A 17685-nucleotide genomic window follows, 5' to 3' on the forward strand; every position below is an offset into this window, starting at 1 on the left:
TATGCGATACCAGCATTTTAATTTTTATATGCCTTCCATATTTTATTGAACAATTCGTTGTTCTCGTAATAACCCATAAACTGGGTTGCTCCCGGGCCATATGCCATCACTGGTATCATCATACTACTGTGGTCGTTCGATGCGAAATGCCCGTGTACAGCACCATGTTTGGAATCTGCATCCAAGAGCGTTAAACCACCCGTCTCGTGATCCGCCAATACGATAACCAAGGTATGACCATCAGCATCGGCAAAGCGCAATGCCTCCCCAACTGCCCGATCGAAATCCAGGGTTTCAGTGGTTACGTACTCTAGGTCGCGGGCATGCCCTCCATAATCAATTTGAGCTCCTTCCGCCATGATGAAAAATCCAGAACCTCGTCCGTCTAATTTATCTATCGTAACCATCAGGAGCTCACTCAAGATCGATCCCCGCCCGTCTTTAACCGGACGCATAGCCGAATCCGGGAGATACACCACTAGTTTTTCCTGCTTCGACTCTACATAAGCCGTTACATTATCCAACAGCGAAAAACCGTTGCCCTTGATCGTTTGCGCAAACTTCTCCCGCTTCAAGTTATCTCGGTATGGTCCTGGTGTCGAACCGATCAGAAGATCAATACCTTTATTATCGCGAAGCGCTAGACTGATTTCCTCCGATGCGTTTCGATCGCGGTGGGATGCATAGAAGGAGGCTGGAGTCGCATCGGATGCATCACCCGTAGAAAGGATACCAGTGTGGATACCTTGCTGTGCCAAGATATCCGGTAAGCGTAGCAACGGATTTCCCGATGTATCCACGCTAAGAAATCCATTATATGTTTTTTGTCCAGTTGCGATAGCCGATCCACCCGCTCCCGAGTCCGTGTTACCCGGACTATAAGATGACGTCTTCGAAAAACCAACATGTCGCATCTGTGTCATATGGACCTCACCTTTATTTGCCGTAAGTGCCGCCTGTATATGCCCTAGTCCCATGCCATCGCCTATCAATAAGATCACATTTCGAACAGGGCTATCTTTTCCATCAGAAGCATAAGACGGATGATAAACAGGATAAGTCTGTTTACTTTTAAATCTGGATTTGGGCAGATCATCCAAATACTCCCTTAACCTCGTAGGATGATCCGTGTTTAACCAAGTTACTCCCATCTTCTCCAATACGATCCAGGTATTTATGCTTTCGGGTGCGCCCCATAGTCTAAACGGAACACCCCACTCCTTTGCACGTAAAGCCTGTGCTTCGATTCGTTGCATCTCCTCCTTACCTGGGACACCCTTCCCATTCCAAGCTGTATAACTACGCAGATTATCACTTATCATTCCTAACCGCTTACGTTGTCCTTCGGTATACGCTAAATTGGGCCGACCGTCAAAAAAGATCCATAATGGATAATGGTCAAAACTGTCCGCAGGGGGCATACTCCCACTAATCACGATACGTACTTTATTTCCCGAAGCACCCTCATCCAACATGAAGCGGTACTTTTCAAGTATTTCTACTAAAGGAGGCATAATTTTCTCATACCCCTCCTTAAGATCAATTAATAATTGTAGGCTCTTGGTACTATCAGCAAACGGTCGATTACCATTCTTTTTATAAAGAGATGCCAATGGTTCTAGATAGAGCTTTTCCAATGACCTGCCAGGTCTTATCTCATCCTCGTCATGCGCAGCATATAACGTATCCTTGCGTAGGAATAAATCCACTTCGATAGATTCCATACCTGCATAATAAGCTGTAAAAAAAGGAATATTTTGCTCATAATCGTTATGGCTGTGTCCTTTAACTACATATTGCTGTTCCTTCTCCGCTCCGAACATCAGCTGTTCGAATTTGCTGTGCATATCGGGAGTTTGTGCATTGGCCGGTACCAATCCCAAGCATAGTATTCCCGTCCATATTGTGAAAACTATTTTTTCCATACCATTCAAATCTATCACTTATCTAAAAGACAATATACAAAAATAGAACTACCTGAAACCTACCAACCTTCATTCTGTGCAATCCCCGCATTGCTAAGGTCTTGCGGTGGAATTGGCCAAACATGGTGTATCGATGGATCAAAGTTACGTGCCGGCCATACCTCAACAATAGTGAAAGCAGAGGTAGGATCGTTCTTTACGGCATACTGTCTACCCGTTGCCGCTTTCTCATAGGCAGCCTTCGCATCGCCCCAGCGGACAAGATCCGAATGTCTGTCTGTATATTCCGCGGCAAATTCAGAACGGCGTTCACGCTTCAGATCTGCTAATGTTGCACCTTGAATAGCAGGCAATCCGGCTCTATTGCGCACCTGGTTTATTTCGGCATCGCCATTCTGTCCCTGTTCGATCAAGGCTTCAGCCTTCATAAGTAAAATATCCGCGTACCGAACCAAAGGGATGTTCAGGTCTGAAGTAGGATAATCACCATTTGGATTTAAGTGTTGATCTTTAGGAGTACGAAAGGGTTGCATATATTTATTAAATTGAAAGCCCGTTTGCGAATTTGAAGAAAAATACCTGCGTTCTTCACCAAAAAGTGTAAACGGATCATTGAATTCTAAGATAGTCGCCTTTTTACGGTGATCTCCTGTTTCAAATGAATTGTATAATTCTAAGGATGGGTGAAAATACCCCCAACCGTTATAAAGACCATAGCCCGTGTTTTCAAACAGTACACCCGGCAGAATAGATCCTCTTGTCCGATTAGAAACCACAGAAAATATATATTCCGAAGAATAGTTATTCTCAACATAAAATACACTCGCAAAATCGGCTGAAGGATTATCTGTATCGATCAATTTGCGTCCCGAGCCCGAGTTGGTTACCATATCGCAGTATTTTACTACTTCTAGCCATTTACTGGCATCATATCGCGCCCACTGTAGGTTCATTTTTGCCAGATATGCATATGCTGCATCTTTATTTGCCCGACCTAAGTCGTCCGCACCGTAAGTTGTCAAGAGTGGCAATAATTCAGCCGCTTTTAACAAATCCTTTTCCATTTGCACAAAGTTTTCATTTACATGACCCGGTCTGCTAAAGCGCGTTTCCAACATGTTCTCTTCGGTCACAATGGGTACACCAGCACGTTGATCACCATAATATTGTGCCAAATAAAAGTAAGCATAGCCACGCATAAAATACGCTTCGCCGAGTACACGTTGTTTAGTTTCCTCGCCGATTTCCATAGGGGGTACTTTTGTCAATATCGTATTCGCACGCTGTACAATCTCATAGAACTTCTTGTACATGCTATTCACACGGCTTTCCTGTCCAGTAGCCGTAAAATTCCGTACTGCAGCCGACCCCGCGTCTGTACGACCCGTAACCATATCATCCGATGCGTTGACATACCAAAAGAGACCGCGTCCAAACATATTATCATCACTAAAATGTTGGTAAAGACCATTTGCTGCAAAAATAGCATCCGTTTCTGTTTTCCAATAATTTGCATCGGTAATCGAACCTTGTGGAGTTAGGTCCGTAAAATTTTTACTGCACGACAGTACACCTATATTTAAGCTTAACAGTGCAACTACCATATATTTATTAAATCGTAAATTCATCTCTGTATATTATTACTAACAATTAAAAATTAACATTCAGCCCCACTGTATACGTCTTGGCTAGAGGGTAGTTTGCAACATCTAAACCGATGGTACCTACTTCGGGATCGATCCCCGAGTAAGAGGTAAACGTAAACGGATTTTCCGCTGATAAATAAATCCGTGATTGCAGTTTACCCAGTAGCTGAGGGATATTATAACCCAAGGTAATGTTCTTAATACGGAAATAATCACCATTTTCTAAGTACCAGTCCGAAGCTGTACCGAAATTACCATTGGGATCCTGGCGCGACAATACCGGGATATCCGAATTTGTATTTTGCGGTGTCCAAGCATCCAATACACGACTGTCTAAGTTATAACCTTGTAATCCGGCATTGTATGCCGTGTATTTATAACCATTAAAGATTTTAGATCCTGAGATACCATAGGTCAATACATTCATATCAAAGCGCTTATATTCTAGATTTAGCGTAAAACCATAGGTAAATTTCGGCACCGCGCTTCCCATGTATACCCTATCCGCATCGTTGATACGTCCGTCACCATTCGAATCCACAAAACGTAAATCACCAGCACGTGCATTCGGTTGTATCAATTGTCCATCCTTGCTGTGTGCCTGTACCTCCGCATCCGATTCAAAAATACCTGCATTAGGCACTAGATAATACGAATAAAGCTCTTGTCCTGCAGTCGATCTATACGGTAGTAACACCCCTCTAACATGATCTGAGTGGGCCACAAAATCATTAAAGTAACCGTCCAAATGCAATAGTTTGTTACCATTTATGCCTATATTCGCCTGCACACCCATTTTCCAATCGCCAAAATGGTTATGATATTTAGCCATCAATTCGAAACCCTTGTTCATCACGTCGCCCACATTCGAGGTTGGCCCTTGTGCCATTCCGGCATGCGGATCCGCATCATTTTGCATAACCATACCAATTGTTTTCTTTTCATAATAATCAACTGCAAAATTGATGGTATTCAACAAGGTAAAATCAAGTCCGATGTCAAAAGACTGCGACCTTTCCCAAATAATATCCGGATTAAACTGTTTAGCCACCGCAAAATGACGAACCAATAAATTATCCGTTCCTATTGGCGTTAACGTTCCCGTATTTAAAGGAATATTATAGGCATATTTATCGACAGATTGGATATTCCCGATCTGACCCCATGATGCACGTAGTTTTAGATAATTCACTATAGACCTGTTAAAAAAAGGTTCCGATGAAATTTTCCAGGCTCCCGATACCGAAGGAAAAACATCCGATCGGTTCTGTTCAGACAAGCGGGAAGAGCGATCCTGACGTATACTGGCGCTTAAGAAATAACGATCTGCGTAATTATAGTTTACACGAGCAATAGCTGAAGTAAGCGCATCTTCCCAAACCGAACTTGTTGGCAGGTTAGGAATATCCCCTCCATTACCGATATATTGGTACCAATCATCTTCCCGTTCAAATCCCATTGCTTGGATATAAAACGTTTCATACCTTGTTTTTTGTGCAGAATATACCGCTACTGCATCTAGATTATGTGCCCCAAAATTTTTGGTATAATTCAACTGTTGATCCCATATCCATCTATCTTCCCTAGATTCTTCGTGCGCTAAATAGTTGTTTCCATTGGTCCTCCCGATTTCTGGTATTTTAGGATCAAATCGTTTATACGAATAGCGATTTAAATTCAAAGCGAAGTTGGATTTGAATGTCAGTCCGTCAAAAATATTTACTTTTGCGAAAGCATTACCGTTTAGGTTTAAAGAAGGATTTTTTACGGTAGGACGCAATAAAAGAGCAACCGGATTATAGGTGTCGCCATATGCGGAAGAGAACCTTGCTAGATCAAATGGTACCGTACCGTGGAAAGCTCCATTTTCGTCATATACCGGAGCTGCGGGATTCATATAAATAGCATTAATAATCGATCCGCTGTAACTACTGGATGTATTTGTTCCCCTGGTAGTCGTATGATTCACGTAAAAATTCTGTCCTACGGTCAATCGGTCAAAGAAATCGAACTCAGACTTCAGCCGGTAAGCAAACCGCTTATAGCCCGTATTTAACAACAATCCCTCTTTATCGTGGTAACCGAAAGAAGAACTATACAGCGAGTTCTCCGATCCACCTGAAAGTTGCACGTTTGCATTCAAGATATCACCTGTCTGAAAGATTTCCTCCATCCAGTTGGTGCGTGTTACCTGTCCCCATGGGTTTAAATCTGCAGTATGACCATCCGCGACGGTCACGCCGTCGTTTTTTGCAGCCGTATTATAAGCAGCAGCATACTGCTCTGCATTTAACGCGGAAGGTAGGTTAGTGGCATTTTGCCATCCTTTGTAGAAATCTACATTTAAGCGTGGTGCACCAATTTTACCACTTTTGGTCGTAATGACGATCACTCCGGAAGAAGCCTGCGCACCATAAATGGCCGCTGCTGCTGCATCTTTCAAGATATCTACCGTTTCTATATCATTGGGGTTGATAGGTCCACCATAATACGGCATCCCGTCGACTACGTATAACGGATTTTCGTTATTTAAAGAACCCATACCACGAATCATCACCTTCGGTGTGGAAGTCGGATCACCGCCCGCCGACATTACCGTCACGCCAGCAACATTTCCTTGCATCATTTCTGAAATATTCGTGATCGGCCGCGCCACATTATCTGCCATATTCGGCAAAGAGCTTACTGCTGTCGTGAGGTCTCCCCGACGCTGTTGACCATAGCCGATAACGACAACTTCATCCAATTCCGAAGATTGCTCGGCGAGGCGAATCAACATGGAATTGCTTTCCCCCTCTTTTATTTGTTTAGCCGCAGTTTCGAACGAGTCGTATCCAATCATCGATACCCTTATGCGGTATAGCCCTGTAATACTTAATCCATCTAGGGTAAACATCCCCCTCGCATCTGTAGACACTTGGGTAACAGCCTTTCCATTGCCGTCTATTACTTGCACGGTAGCCCCCGCGATAGTCGCTCCGGTATTGTCCATGATCGTTCCGCGCAACTGACCATTCGATTGTGCCCAAGCCGTGGCAGCAACCAACAGTGCTGTTCCGATCAAGACCAATCGCACATTTTTAAACATATTCCTCTTTTTCATTTATATTGATTTGTTTGTTTTATTTTTATCCTACTGGTATATCTAATTCGTCGTACCGCTCTGCTCGATCCAAATTATATTTCCGTCTTTTCGGTAGGTTAGCCCATTCATTTGGCAGACAATCTGCAACATGACCTGTATCGATTCCTCCGATGAAAAATCACCTGTAAACGATAGTCCTTCCAATTTTATCTTTCCGATCTTGATTGCTTCGTTCTTATGTTTCGCTATGGTTCCAAAAACCTCTTCTAGTGGAGTATCTTCAAAATGTAATGCCGTTGGCAACTGCTTCTGTGGAGGTAGTGCCCTGTTAGCATGCGCAGAAGGTCGAACAGCTTTTTGTACCATCGCTTTCCGTTCAACGGAACGATCTTTCACGTCGATATGAAGCTCCTCACCTGGTTCCATATATTGATCTTCCATGGCTACCGCACTAGCTGGTGTTGCCTTCACCACAATCTTTCCAGAAAGTAGCAGTACTTTAACCATCTCCTCCGACTGTGTATCGACGGTAAATTCAGTACCCAGGGCCGTAGTGGTATAACCACTTGCCAACACGACAAACGGCCGCAAGGTATCCCTTACTACCTGAAAACGTGCTTTACCTGAGAGCACAAGCGCGCGATTGCGTACACCATACCCGGAGTTATAAGACAGCTCGCTTTTCGGAGAAAGTATCAATATAGATCCATCCGGTAACATGGCTTTTTTTTCAACCGGTTCGTTATTGATGATATGCATCGTATCCATTGCAGCATAGATTCCGTTATCGATCGGATCAGTTGGGGCCGTATTACGGAAGAGAAACCAATAAGCCCCTAATCCTAGGCATATGAACACTGCGGCGGCAGCGGCCCATTCTCGGAAGGCAATCCGCGATTTTGGCAACGACCTCACCACCCCCATTTTTTGATGTACCTGCGTCAGGAGCTCCGCATACCTTTCTTCCGTTAACAATTCATCATTTCCGATTGTACCTTGCTCAAATTCCTCCTGCAATTCAGTTTTCAACTTTTCCTCCTGTTCCATCAAATCCGCAAGCAGACGCCTTTGCTCATCTTCATTTAAGGAACCCTTCCAAAACTGTTCTATATATTTTCTAACTCGTGCCTTCATCAATAGTAAATACACGGGTAGGGCATAAAGGGGATGCCTATTTGCATTAAGAAAATATTAACAAAATGTAATGTAATTATGTAGAGAACGCTCCCAGAAAAAGGGTATTAATGTGCGGAGTGAGCACATTAATTGTACTAGAGGTAAACAATGATGAATAAACTATACACGTCAGAAATAGAGTGTGACAAATAGTAGGATATTGCTCACATAACCCGGGTAGCGATCAAGTACATATTCTTTAATGGCTTTATTCGCCTGTTTTAGGTAATCACTCACCGATTGGGTGCTAATACCCAATAGATCGGCTACGTCCTCTTTGGATCGTCCCTCGTAGCGGCAAAGCCTAAACACTTCCCGCTTACGCGCAGGTAGTATATCCACTGCCTCTTCCAGCAATTGCATCTGCAGTTGAAAAACCTCTTCCTTTTCTCGGCTATTTTCCTCCGTAGCCACGAGGTCTGCCGGATACTCAGCCATATATTCAATCGATTCTTTCAGCCTGCTGCGAAGCACATTGAGCGATTTATTGTGGCTTACCACAAATAGCCATCCGCCAACAGGTTGGTCTGGCTTAATCTTAAATCTGTTTTGCCACAGCGCGAGAAATACGTCTTGCAACACCTCCGTAGCTTGTTCAGGACATTTAACCAGTTTCAGAATATTTGCATGGACAGGTTTATGATATTTCGCATACAATCTATTGAAGGCTGATACATCATCCAACGCCATCTGTTCAACATCCAGTTGTTCCTTGTCTCTTTTTATAACGTCAATCCGCAATGTATCCATTTTGTTCTCGGAGAATGAGACAAAATTATCCAAAAAGGAGTAACAGTACTATTTTCATTGTGTTATGAAATTGTTAAGGATATATATATCTATCGTAATTTTATTACTGCTGCAAATTTTTTGCAAAAATTAACACTTATAATTATCAGCAAGATCGTAGATTCGATGCAACTATTAATTCAACATGGATCGTCGACAATTTATCAAGAAAACGACATTAGCAGTATTAGGTTCAAGTGTCCTCGTAGGCGGCTACACTTGGCAGGTAGAACCTCTTTGGGTAGAATGGACAAAGGTCAATATGTCGATCAGAAATCTCCCCAAACGTTTGGAGGGGAAAACATTAATCCAACTTAGCGACATCCATATCGGTCCACGTGTCGATAAAAGCTATGTTATCCGTACCTTACAGGAAGCTTCTGCTATAGAACCTGATTTCGTGGTATACACTGGGGATTTCATCAGTTTGGTCGATGGTAAAGCACCCTACGAAGATCTCCAAGATATATTGACCCATCTGGCTATCGGAAAAGAAGGTACCGCGGCGATTCTCGGAAATCACGATTATGGCGCCGCATGGAAAGAGCCTGACATGGCCGATGAAATAGCAAGGATGCTTTCATATAGTGGGGTGACTGTTCTTCGGAATAGTACTACTGATTTCGCTGGTCTTCAGCTGATTGGTATTGATGATTACTGGGGAACCAACTTTTTTCCTGAAAAAGCCATGAATTTGTATGATCCCGGAAAACCTACCATCGTTCTTTGCCATAATCCGGATGTCTGTGATTTGGATGTTTGGAATGGCTATGCCGGTTGGATCCTGTCGGGACATACCCACGGCGGACAATGCAGACCACCTTTTCTCCCTGCTCCTATCCTGCCTGTAAAAAACAAAGCCTACAGTCAAGGTTTAATTCCTTTAGCCGATGGCCGTAGTCTGTATATCAATCGAGGTTTAGGACATTCCATCAAAGTTCGGTTTAATGTAAGACCTGAAGTGACTTTATTTACCTTAAAAAGTATTTAATCTAGTACGACGGGGCAGTCCTTCATTTATACACTATTAAGATCGCCACACCTTCGTGCCTCAGGTTCGCGATGACGATGATGCTACTATTGCAATGAAGACGAGTCACTAATTGTACGTCAGAATGAAGAGGCACGAGGCGGAAGTCTTTTTTTACAAACCATTAAGATCGCCACACCTTGGTACCTCAGATTCGCGATGACGTCGAAATACAATCGCGATGACGACAAGTGCCGAATAAGTTAAAATGACAACGAAATCACGGACGTGATAACGGAAACTCAAAACGTTCGAACAACTCAGGTTCGACTTTCTCTTTTCCTATCGCATCCTTCGGAATCATATAATATTCGCCGAAGAGCGTTAGACCCTCTGACGTTTTCTCTACCGCCATTTTCAGGAAGCCAAAATGATCATCACAGAAAGCTTCGAGCTTAGCGTGTCCATTTTCCACAGGAAATGCTTCAAACGAAGGATCATCTCGGTCGGCAATCGTATGGAGATCTACATAACCGCCAGCACCTGCCACGATAAAAGGCACAATCGTTCCATCGCCATATACGCGTGAAAAACGCTGATAATTGTGCACATGTCCACTAAATACCGCATCCGGTTTCATATCCGCTTCGGCAAAAGCTCCTTCTAAGAACTCGATCATCGGCTTGCTCGAACCGTGGTTGGTATCAGCAGAGAAGGGCGCGTGGTGTATACAAACGATAACTGCCTGCTCCTCCGCATGTTGTTTTGCATAGCGGAGCTCTTCTATAAACCACTCCCTTTGCTCTTCTCCGATCCAACCATGTTTCGGTATATTACTGTATAAGCCAATGAAGCGAACCAACGGAGTCTCCAACGTCCAGTACACATTAGGTTGCATCATACTTTGCCTTCTACTTCCCTCTCCAAAATCGATTGTTCTTCTTTCCGTCCCGCAAAACACCTCCATAAACGGCGCTAGGCTTTGGTAAGAAATGGGACTATCCGGATTAATATCACCATCGTGGTTACCAGGAATCGCGAATATTGGCGCCTCGTAGTTTTCGTAAGGTTGTAAAAACTGCTTGGGGTACGCACTTGCTTCACCGTGATTATACACGATATCTCCGAGATGATATAAAAATGCAGGCGACTTATTCGCAGTCAGAATTTTATTACTTTGATTGTTGAGTGTATTCGCGACAACCGACTGAAAATCTGAATGACGTAAGCTACCCGTATCACCCAACATATGAAAACTCATCTTGTCATGCAATAATTCGGTCTCGTCACCGAGTACTGTATTTATATCTAAGCGGTATGGGTAAGGCCAGCGCGGCTGAGGTAAAGGTCTGAATACCGGTATGCCTGTAGGCAAATTTTTAATCTGTATTGCTGTATCGTATTTATGATCCATCATACTACAAATTTAGCAAACTTATACCTGGAAGCAGGCTTATTTCTTGACTTTATTAGCGATATTTTTCGTATATTAGAAGAAATAGAAATGTTTATTAGTTTTTAAAACAAGATCCTATGAATTTTAAAAAACAGTTAGAAAAATTAGCGCATGAAACAAGCACACCTTGTGTCACGATTTCACTTAATACACACCGTACCCATCCGGATAATGTAAAAGACGAACTAACGTTAAAAAACCTACTAAAAGAGGCAAAGGATAGGGTATCTTCGGAATTTGATAAGAGATCTGTTGCATCTTTATTGGAGAAAATAGACCAACTAGCATCGAAGATAGACGTTAATTACAATTTGGACAGTCTTCATATTTTCTTGTCCAATGATACAGAAGAAATTATAAAATCAGCGTGGACAACCACCAATCAAGGGGTGCATATCTCTAGTAACTTTGCCATTCGTTCATTAATCAAATTGTACAGCAGAAGCGAAAATTACTTATTGATGTTACTTTCTCAAAGTGGTGTACAACTTTATGAAGCTGTAAATGATGCCATCATAAAAGAAATCAGCAACGAAGATTTTCCCTTTTCAGAAAATGAACATTATATTACAAATTCCGATAAAGCAAGTGATGGGAAACAGGTGGATAACATGGTCCGCGAATTTTTAAATAAAGTCGATAAAGCGTTAATGGAAGTTCACAACGAAACGGGCCTGCCTTGTGTTGTTGTTTGTACGGAAGATAATTACAGCCGTCTTCAACAAGTAGCCGACAGACCATCTATTTATTTGGGTTATTCAGCTATTGATTACAATAATGCGGCTACACATCAAATAGTGAAGCAATCTTGGGAAATCATCAATGATTTGCAGACACAAAGAAGAGCCGATGCGATTGCGGAGATGAAGGAAGCAGTTGCTCAGGCAAAAGTACTTACGGATTTACAAGAAATATATCAGGCATCTATTGATGGACGCGGAGACCTTCTAATCGTGCATCAGAAGTTTTCGCAAGCCGTGATCATGAAAGACGAAAGAACCTTTGATCTGATCGAAGAAGCTTCACAGCCAAATGCTATCGACGATATTACCAGCAACATTGCATGGGAAGTACTTTCTCAAAAAGGCAGAGTCGTATTTACAGCGCAAGAAGACATCAAAGATTTGGGGGAAATTGTATTAAAAGTTAGATATTAATCGGTAAACAAATTTTAAAGTGCTTACGCCAGCATCATCCTATTCGTGATGCTGGCGTTTTAAAATTATTGCAAACGACTTGTTCCAGTGCCATTTTGAACCAATACGTAAAATCTTGAGGTCGCTCACTCACCTCCCTTTCCAGTTCCATTAAAGACACCCAACGATAATTCTGTATCTCCGTCGGATTGGGATCTGGCTCATCGTCGGTATATCCAACAAACACGTGATCATACTCGTGTTCTATCAGTTTATTTTCAACAGGTATCTTATAAATGAACGAAAATGATTTTTCTAGCGGGCATACTAATCCCATCTCATACCTTAACCGTTCTACCGCACTTTCAGTTATGTCTTCATCCCATTGCGGATGCGAACAGCAGGCGTTGGTCCACAATCCACCACCATGGTATTTCGAATCTGCACGCTGGTGAATCAGCATATCTCCTTCCCGATTAAAGATAAAAACCGAAAAAGCCCGATGCAACAATCCAAGTCGATGTGCCTCCATCTTGTCCATTACACATAAAGCAACATCCCTTTCGTCTACCAATACAACCCTATTTCTTTCCATAAGCTTATTTATTACAAATGATCGCTCCCTAATCTTATACAACAATTTATTATTATTTTATGATGAGACTATTGATATTTTTCGCTAAACCTTTTAAAGAAGTAAATATTCCATAAGATCATCATATAACCGTATACCGCGTCCTCGACGGGTACAGTACCTATACGGATTCCCATAAAATGATCGCTATTATAATTCACGATGGGTTGGTCCAATCCAGTGCCAGTAAGCACTCCATTCACCATAAAAAAACCTGGAAGCAGTATGGTATACACAAATGACAATTTACCGATCCAGGATACCTTCGCGATAAACTTCAAATACACTAGTGATAGCCCGGTCAAAAGAAACGTGATAAACGGATATATTAAGGCTACGGTCAATAGCGCACAAACCAAGCACAGAACAATAGCAAGGACTGAAAAATAGAAGTCTATTTTAGGCTTCCAATCCAACTCAAAGAACTTATCCAAGCAAAAGTAGGTAAACACGCAGGAGAACGGTATACAGACAAAAAAAAGCCATTCTTCGACCGGCAAACCTAGCAAACGAACACCCAAGAGGTAGGTATCATTAAACCACCACACGCCCATCCTCGTAAACCATGCATCCCACACAATAAACGGGATCAACACCAAAACAGCACTTTTAATAAAGGGTACAAAAAACCGATTAAACTTTATTTTAGGATGAAATGAAAAAATAAAGCAGACAATTACCGCGAAAAAATTGATCAGCAAATAAGTGTAGTGCAACATAATATTATACTTCTTAATTAGTTAAATATTAAGCTCTTTTATTTTTAAAATACATTTTGAAATACTTGATAGGTACCCATAAAAAGCCAAAACATTCCCCCTCCCTTTTTCCCGTATGTTTGTGATGCTGCTTGTGCGCCCTTCTAATCGCCAACAGATATGGATTTTGCGTATTTCGTAGCAGCTTAATGCGTTGATGAATGAAAATATCATGCACAAAGAAGTACGAAAACCCATATATTGTAATACCCAATCCGATATAGAACCAGTAATTGAAGCCTTGTAGCGATCCATAATACATTAATGCAAAAGCAGGAATCGCAAAAATGATAAAGAAGTAATCATTCTTCTCCACTTTTCCTTCGTGATCATGGTCATGATGATCTTTATGTAAATACCATAAGAAACCGTGCATGATATACTTATGCGTACACCATGTAAAACCTTCCATCAGCAGAAATGTTACTACTACGATTAATACACTCATATCATTTTTTATTAAATTCTTTCTCTAATACTTGAAACCGGAAATCGAATATGGTTTCCAATTTCTGCTTTACAAGAAGGCGATGTACCCAATCTCCGAGCAACCCAAAAGGCAATTCATAGTCAATTATGTCCGTCATCCGTACGCCATCTTCATTTTCGGCGAAATGATGTTGGTGGTTCCACAGTTTATACGGGCCTTTTCTCTGGTAATCCGTAAAACAGACTAAAGGCATTACTTTCGTAATCTCGGTCTGCCATTTCATGGGTATGCCCAGCAAGGGTGTAACATTATAGTCGATTAACATACCTTCATATATACCACCCTCTTCCAGTTCTGATCTAACTTTAAATTTCATTTCTGGAGGAGTTAGAACGGACAGATTCGAAGGCGAGGAAAAAAAAGCCCACGCCGTTTCAATATCCGTACACAATTGCTGTTCTCTATAGAGTAGATACCTCATATCCGTTATTGTTATTATATTCGATTTGTAATCCTATCACAACATTGCTAATTTATATTGAAAATAACTGCTCATCATCAGCGAAAGCTTCTTTCCGTTATTAATACGTATGCGTTGATGGATGATCTTATCAGCCGGCGTACGCTTAATCTTATTAAATAAAGACACGTAATAGGTATAAGCAAGATACACACCATATTTTGCCGATGTGGGCAACATTTTGATTCCACTTAAAGCAATATCAAATTCCTCTTTGATCTCCTTCTCGATGGTCGCTTTTACTTCGCAGGTAAATGCATTCATGTCTACAGCCGGGAAATAGGTTCTTCCCAAGATATGAAAATCCTCCTTCAAGTCGCGTAAAAAATTCACCTTTTGAAAAGCCGATCCTAACTTCATCGCATATGGCTTAAGGCGTTCATACTCCGACTTATTCCCTTGCACAAAAACCTGCAGGCACATTAGGCCCACCACCTCTGCAGAGCCAAGGATATAGGTATCGTATAATTCAGAGTTATAATCAATCTGCTTCAGATCCATTTCCATGCTTTTTAGAAAGGTATCAATCAACTCCGTGTCTATCTGATATTGATGCACCACATGTTGAAAAGCATTCAGTATAGGATTCAAGGAGATTTTTTCATCCAAGGCCTCCTGAGTCTGTTCTCTAAAGCGCTTCATTAATCGTTCTTTATCGTAATTATGGAAACTATCGACAATCTCGTCAGCCAGGCGTACATAGCCGTAAATAGCATAAATAGCAGGGCGAATATCTTCATTCAAAGCCAAAATGCCCAAAGAAAAACTAGTACTGTATTTCTTTGTCGTCTCTATGCTGACTTTAAGAGACAGCTCGTCGAATAAATGTTTCATAATCTTATCTTTTCGTTTATAAAAAGCATTGTTTACACACTTCGTTCGCTACAATTTTTCCAGATATGATAGATGGAGGTACCCCCGGTCCTGGCACCGTTAACTGTCCGGTGTAAAACAAGTTTTTCACCTTCTTGTTGCGCACCGCAGGTTTAAATACGGCCGTCTGTCGCAGGGTATTTGCCAATCCATAAGCATTTCCTTTAAATGCATGATAATCCTCCATAAAATCCGCAATACAAAAGCTTCTCTTGTAACGGATGCCGTCAATTAAACCTGTTGTACCCGTGTGCCTCTCCAACCTCGTAATCATCTGCTTAAAGTACTGCTCCCGAATAGATTCCCCATCATTCAATCCAGTAGCAATAGGCATCAGTAAAAAGATGTTTTCATGTCCGATTGGCGCCACCTCTGGATCGGTTTTCGACGGACAACAAACATAGAATAACGGATTAGTAGGCCAGATTTTCTCCTCGTAAATCTCCTTAGCCTGTTGGTACAGATCGTGCTCAAAAAACAGCGTATGGTGCTTTAGATTAGGAATTCTGCGATCGAATCCCAGGTAATAGATCAGACAGGAAGGAGCAAACGTGCGAGATTCCCAATACGCTTCTCCGTAGTTTCTATACTCCTCATCCAACAACATCTGTTCAGTATGGTGGTAGTCAGCAGAAGAAATGATAGCATCAGCAATACAAAAATCATTGTTCACTCGGATACCACGGGCAGATCCATCCTTCACCTCAATATGTTCCACCTCCGCATTACAATGAAATTTCACACCTAGCCTTTCGGCGATCGCAGTCATGCCCTCTATAATTTTCACAAAACCACCCATAGGATACCAGGTACCCATTCTGTATCCCCCATAATTCATCAAGCTATATAAAGCAGGAATATTGTCGGGCATAGCACCCAAAAAAATAACCGGAAATTCCATTAAAGTAACCAGTTTAGGGTGTTTGAAAAACTTACGCACAAACTGGCTAAAATCGCTTAACAAATCCAGTTTAAATGCACTTTTAGCTATTTTTAGGGATACAAATTCAAACCAAGAGTGACATGGTTTATTCACAAAATCCATCATGCCCACTTCATATTTATATTTCGCATCTGCCATAAAGCGATCCAGCTGGACCGCTGCCCCCTCTTCAATACGATCAAATAGCGCTTTCATCTCCGTATAATCGGCAGGAAGTGCAATCACTTCATCCTCGAAAACCATCTCAAATTGTGGATTAAGCTCGACCAATTCATAGAAATCAGAAGCTTTATAACCAAAATCGTTAAAGAAATTTTCGATCACATCAGGCATCCAATACCAGCTTGGGCCCATATCAAACGTATAGCCTCTATCAGTCGTAAACTGTCTGGCCCTTCCACCCAAGGTGTTGTTTTTTTCATAGACATGTACGTCATGGCCCTCTTTTGCGGCGTATGCCGCCGCCGCAATACCTGAAAATCCAGAACCAATTATAACAATCTTCATAACCGATTATTTTTTACCATTTCTACTGTCTCTATTACCTTGGATCATCGTAAATCATTCCGTATTTCGGATATATTCCTTGTAGGCCACGTCCAACAGTTGTGTTGGATCCACATTTTTGTGATAAATGGGCTGGTGGAAATTCTCCAATTTATTTAGGAGATGAATAAGTTCCAATTTCTCTTTTAGATTCAGATTTCCGGTTACAATCATCGTTGCCTGACGGATTTTGTCCATCTGGTTTTCTATGGCCAGTACGCCTGCCTCCGTTATCGTAATCACTTTACTACGTTTATCTACTTCCGAATCCGTCTGTGACACCCATCCTTGCTGGATCAATCGATTAATAATCTGTATACCAGAAGGTTTCTCATGAACATTCCGTTGTATGAGCTGCATCTTGGTCATCGCCCCGAAAGTGCGCAAATTAATTAAGTAAATAAATTCCTCCTGAGTGGAGAAGGCCGAGCCCGATATAGCCGACTTCGAATAGGATTTCGCATAGCGGTTTAACTGCACGAGCAACGTATTGATCGCACTTTCCGGACTTCTTCCTTTCTCCTTACCTTCCCAATAGGGCTCATAAAGGGTAAACGTGGAATTATTGTCCAACAGCCATTGGATAAAGCCCTCCTTAGATCTTGGATACAACGTGTTTTTTTCAGCTTCTTGCTCAAAATCTTCCATTAATCCAATGATATCTTTTAATAGATTATATTTCATTTTTAAAAAAAATCAATAATAGTACAAATATATACTTTTTATAATAAATAAAAGTAAAAATAAACACTTATTTACAACACTTGAGAACTATTCCCCAAAAATCATCACTAGAAT

At 41.6% G+C, this 17685-nt stretch carries 15 protein-coding genes; 2 read left to right on the forward strand and 13 right to left on the reverse strand.

Features of this window, described 5'->3' with window-relative positions:
* Nucleotides 1–17 precede the first annotated feature (17 nt).
* From FAZ19_RS19960 to FAZ19_RS19980, 5 genes are all read right to left on the reverse strand, one after another.
* The gene (locus FAZ19_RS19960) at nt 18–1925 is read right to left on the reverse strand and encodes an alkaline phosphatase (RefSeq protein WP_136822530.1); all 1908 of its coding nucleotides are present in this window, start codon (nt 1923–1925) and stop codon (nt 18–20) included.
* A gap of 59 nt (nt 1926–1984) precedes the next feature.
* Nucleotides 1985–3553, reverse strand: coding sequence for a RagB/SusD family nutrient uptake outer membrane protein (locus tag FAZ19_RS19965; RefSeq protein ID WP_136822531.1), 1569 nt, complete (start codon nt 3551–3553; stop codon nt 1985–1987).
* A gap of 22 nt (nt 3554–3575) precedes the next feature.
* On the reverse strand, nt 3576–6674 hold the full coding sequence (locus FAZ19_RS19970; RefSeq protein WP_136822532.1) for a SusC/RagA family TonB-linked outer membrane protein: 3099 nt from the start codon (nt 6672–6674) through the stop codon (nt 3576–3578).
* 42 nt (nt 6675–6716) lie between these two features.
* Nucleotides 6717–7790: a FecR family protein gene (locus FAZ19_RS19975; protein ID WP_136822533.1), complete on the reverse strand. Its 1074-nt coding sequence runs from the start codon at nt 7788–7790 to the stop codon at nt 6717–6719.
* 171 nt (nt 7791–7961) lie between these two features.
* Nucleotides 7962–8582: an RNA polymerase sigma factor gene (locus tag FAZ19_RS19980; protein WP_136822534.1), complete on the reverse strand. Its 621-nt coding sequence runs from the start codon at nt 8580–8582 to the stop codon at nt 7962–7964.
* Nucleotides 8583–8766: 184 nt separating this feature from the next.
* Between FAZ19_RS19980 and FAZ19_RS19985 the strand changes: the two genes are divergently transcribed.
* On the forward strand, nt 8767–9612 hold the full coding sequence (locus FAZ19_RS19985; RefSeq protein ID WP_136822535.1) for a metallophosphoesterase: 846 nt from the start codon (nt 8767–8769) through the stop codon (nt 9610–9612).
* Nucleotides 9613–9871: 259 nt separating this feature from the next.
* On the opposite strand, the gene FAZ19_RS19990 is transcribed toward FAZ19_RS19985, so the two are convergent.
* Nucleotides 9872–11008 carry a metallophosphoesterase family protein gene (locus tag FAZ19_RS19990; RefSeq protein WP_136822536.1) on the reverse strand — a complete coding sequence of 379 codons (1137 nt, stop codon included), beginning with the start codon at nt 11006–11008 and terminating at the stop codon, nt 9872–9874.
* A gap of 116 nt (nt 11009–11124) precedes the next feature.
* Between FAZ19_RS19990 and FAZ19_RS19995 the strand changes: the two genes are divergently transcribed.
* A complete protein-coding gene (locus FAZ19_RS19995) occupies nt 11125–12204 on the forward strand; it encodes a baeRF3 domain-containing protein (RefSeq protein ID WP_136822537.1) in 1080 nt (359 codons plus the stop codon).
* 34 nt (nt 12205–12238) lie between these two features.
* Here FAZ19_RS19995 and idi read toward each other — a convergent pair whose 3' ends face one another.
* From idi to FAZ19_RS20030, 7 genes are all read right to left on the reverse strand, one after another.
* Complete coding sequence (gene idi, locus FAZ19_RS20000) at nt 12239–12778, reverse strand: isopentenyl-diphosphate Delta-isomerase (RefSeq protein ID WP_136822538.1); 540 nt, start codon at nt 12776–12778, stop codon at nt 12239–12241.
* 68 nt (nt 12779–12846) lie between these two features.
* Complete coding sequence (locus FAZ19_RS20005) at nt 12847–13536, reverse strand: lycopene cyclase domain-containing protein (RefSeq protein ID WP_136822539.1); 690 nt, start codon at nt 13534–13536, stop codon at nt 12847–12849.
* A 28-nt stretch (nt 13537–13564) separates the two neighbouring features.
* A complete protein-coding gene (locus FAZ19_RS20010; protein WP_136822540.1) occupies nt 13565–14023 on the reverse strand; it encodes a sterol desaturase family protein in 459 nt (152 codons plus the stop codon).
* A gap of 1 nt (nt 14024) precedes the next feature.
* Entirely contained in the window at nt 14025–14486 is a 462-nt protein-coding gene (locus FAZ19_RS20015; RefSeq protein WP_136822541.1) for an SRPBCC family protein, read from the reverse strand.
* A gap of 36 nt (nt 14487–14522) precedes the next feature.
* Nucleotides 14523–15359: a phytoene/squalene synthase family protein gene (locus tag FAZ19_RS20020; protein ID WP_136822542.1), complete on the reverse strand. Its 837-nt coding sequence runs from the start codon at nt 15357–15359 to the stop codon at nt 14523–14525.
* 16 nt (nt 15360–15375) lie between these two features.
* Nucleotides 15376–16848 (reverse strand): phytoene desaturase family protein, encoded by a 1473-nt coding sequence (locus FAZ19_RS20025; protein WP_136822543.1) that lies wholly within the window; start codon nt 16846–16848, stop codon nt 15376–15378.
* Nucleotides 16849–16902: 54 nt separating this feature from the next.
* The gene (locus FAZ19_RS20030; RefSeq protein ID WP_136822544.1) at nt 16903–17571 is read right to left on the reverse strand and encodes a MarR family winged helix-turn-helix transcriptional regulator; all 669 of its coding nucleotides are present in this window, start codon (nt 17569–17571) and stop codon (nt 16903–16905) included.
* Nucleotides 17572–17685 lie beyond the last annotated feature (114 nt).

Source organism: Sphingobacterium alkalisoli (genome assembly GCF_005049105.1).
Taxonomy (GTDB): domain Bacteria; phylum Bacteroidota; class Bacteroidia; order Sphingobacteriales; family Sphingobacteriaceae; genus Sphingobacterium; species Sphingobacterium alkalisoli.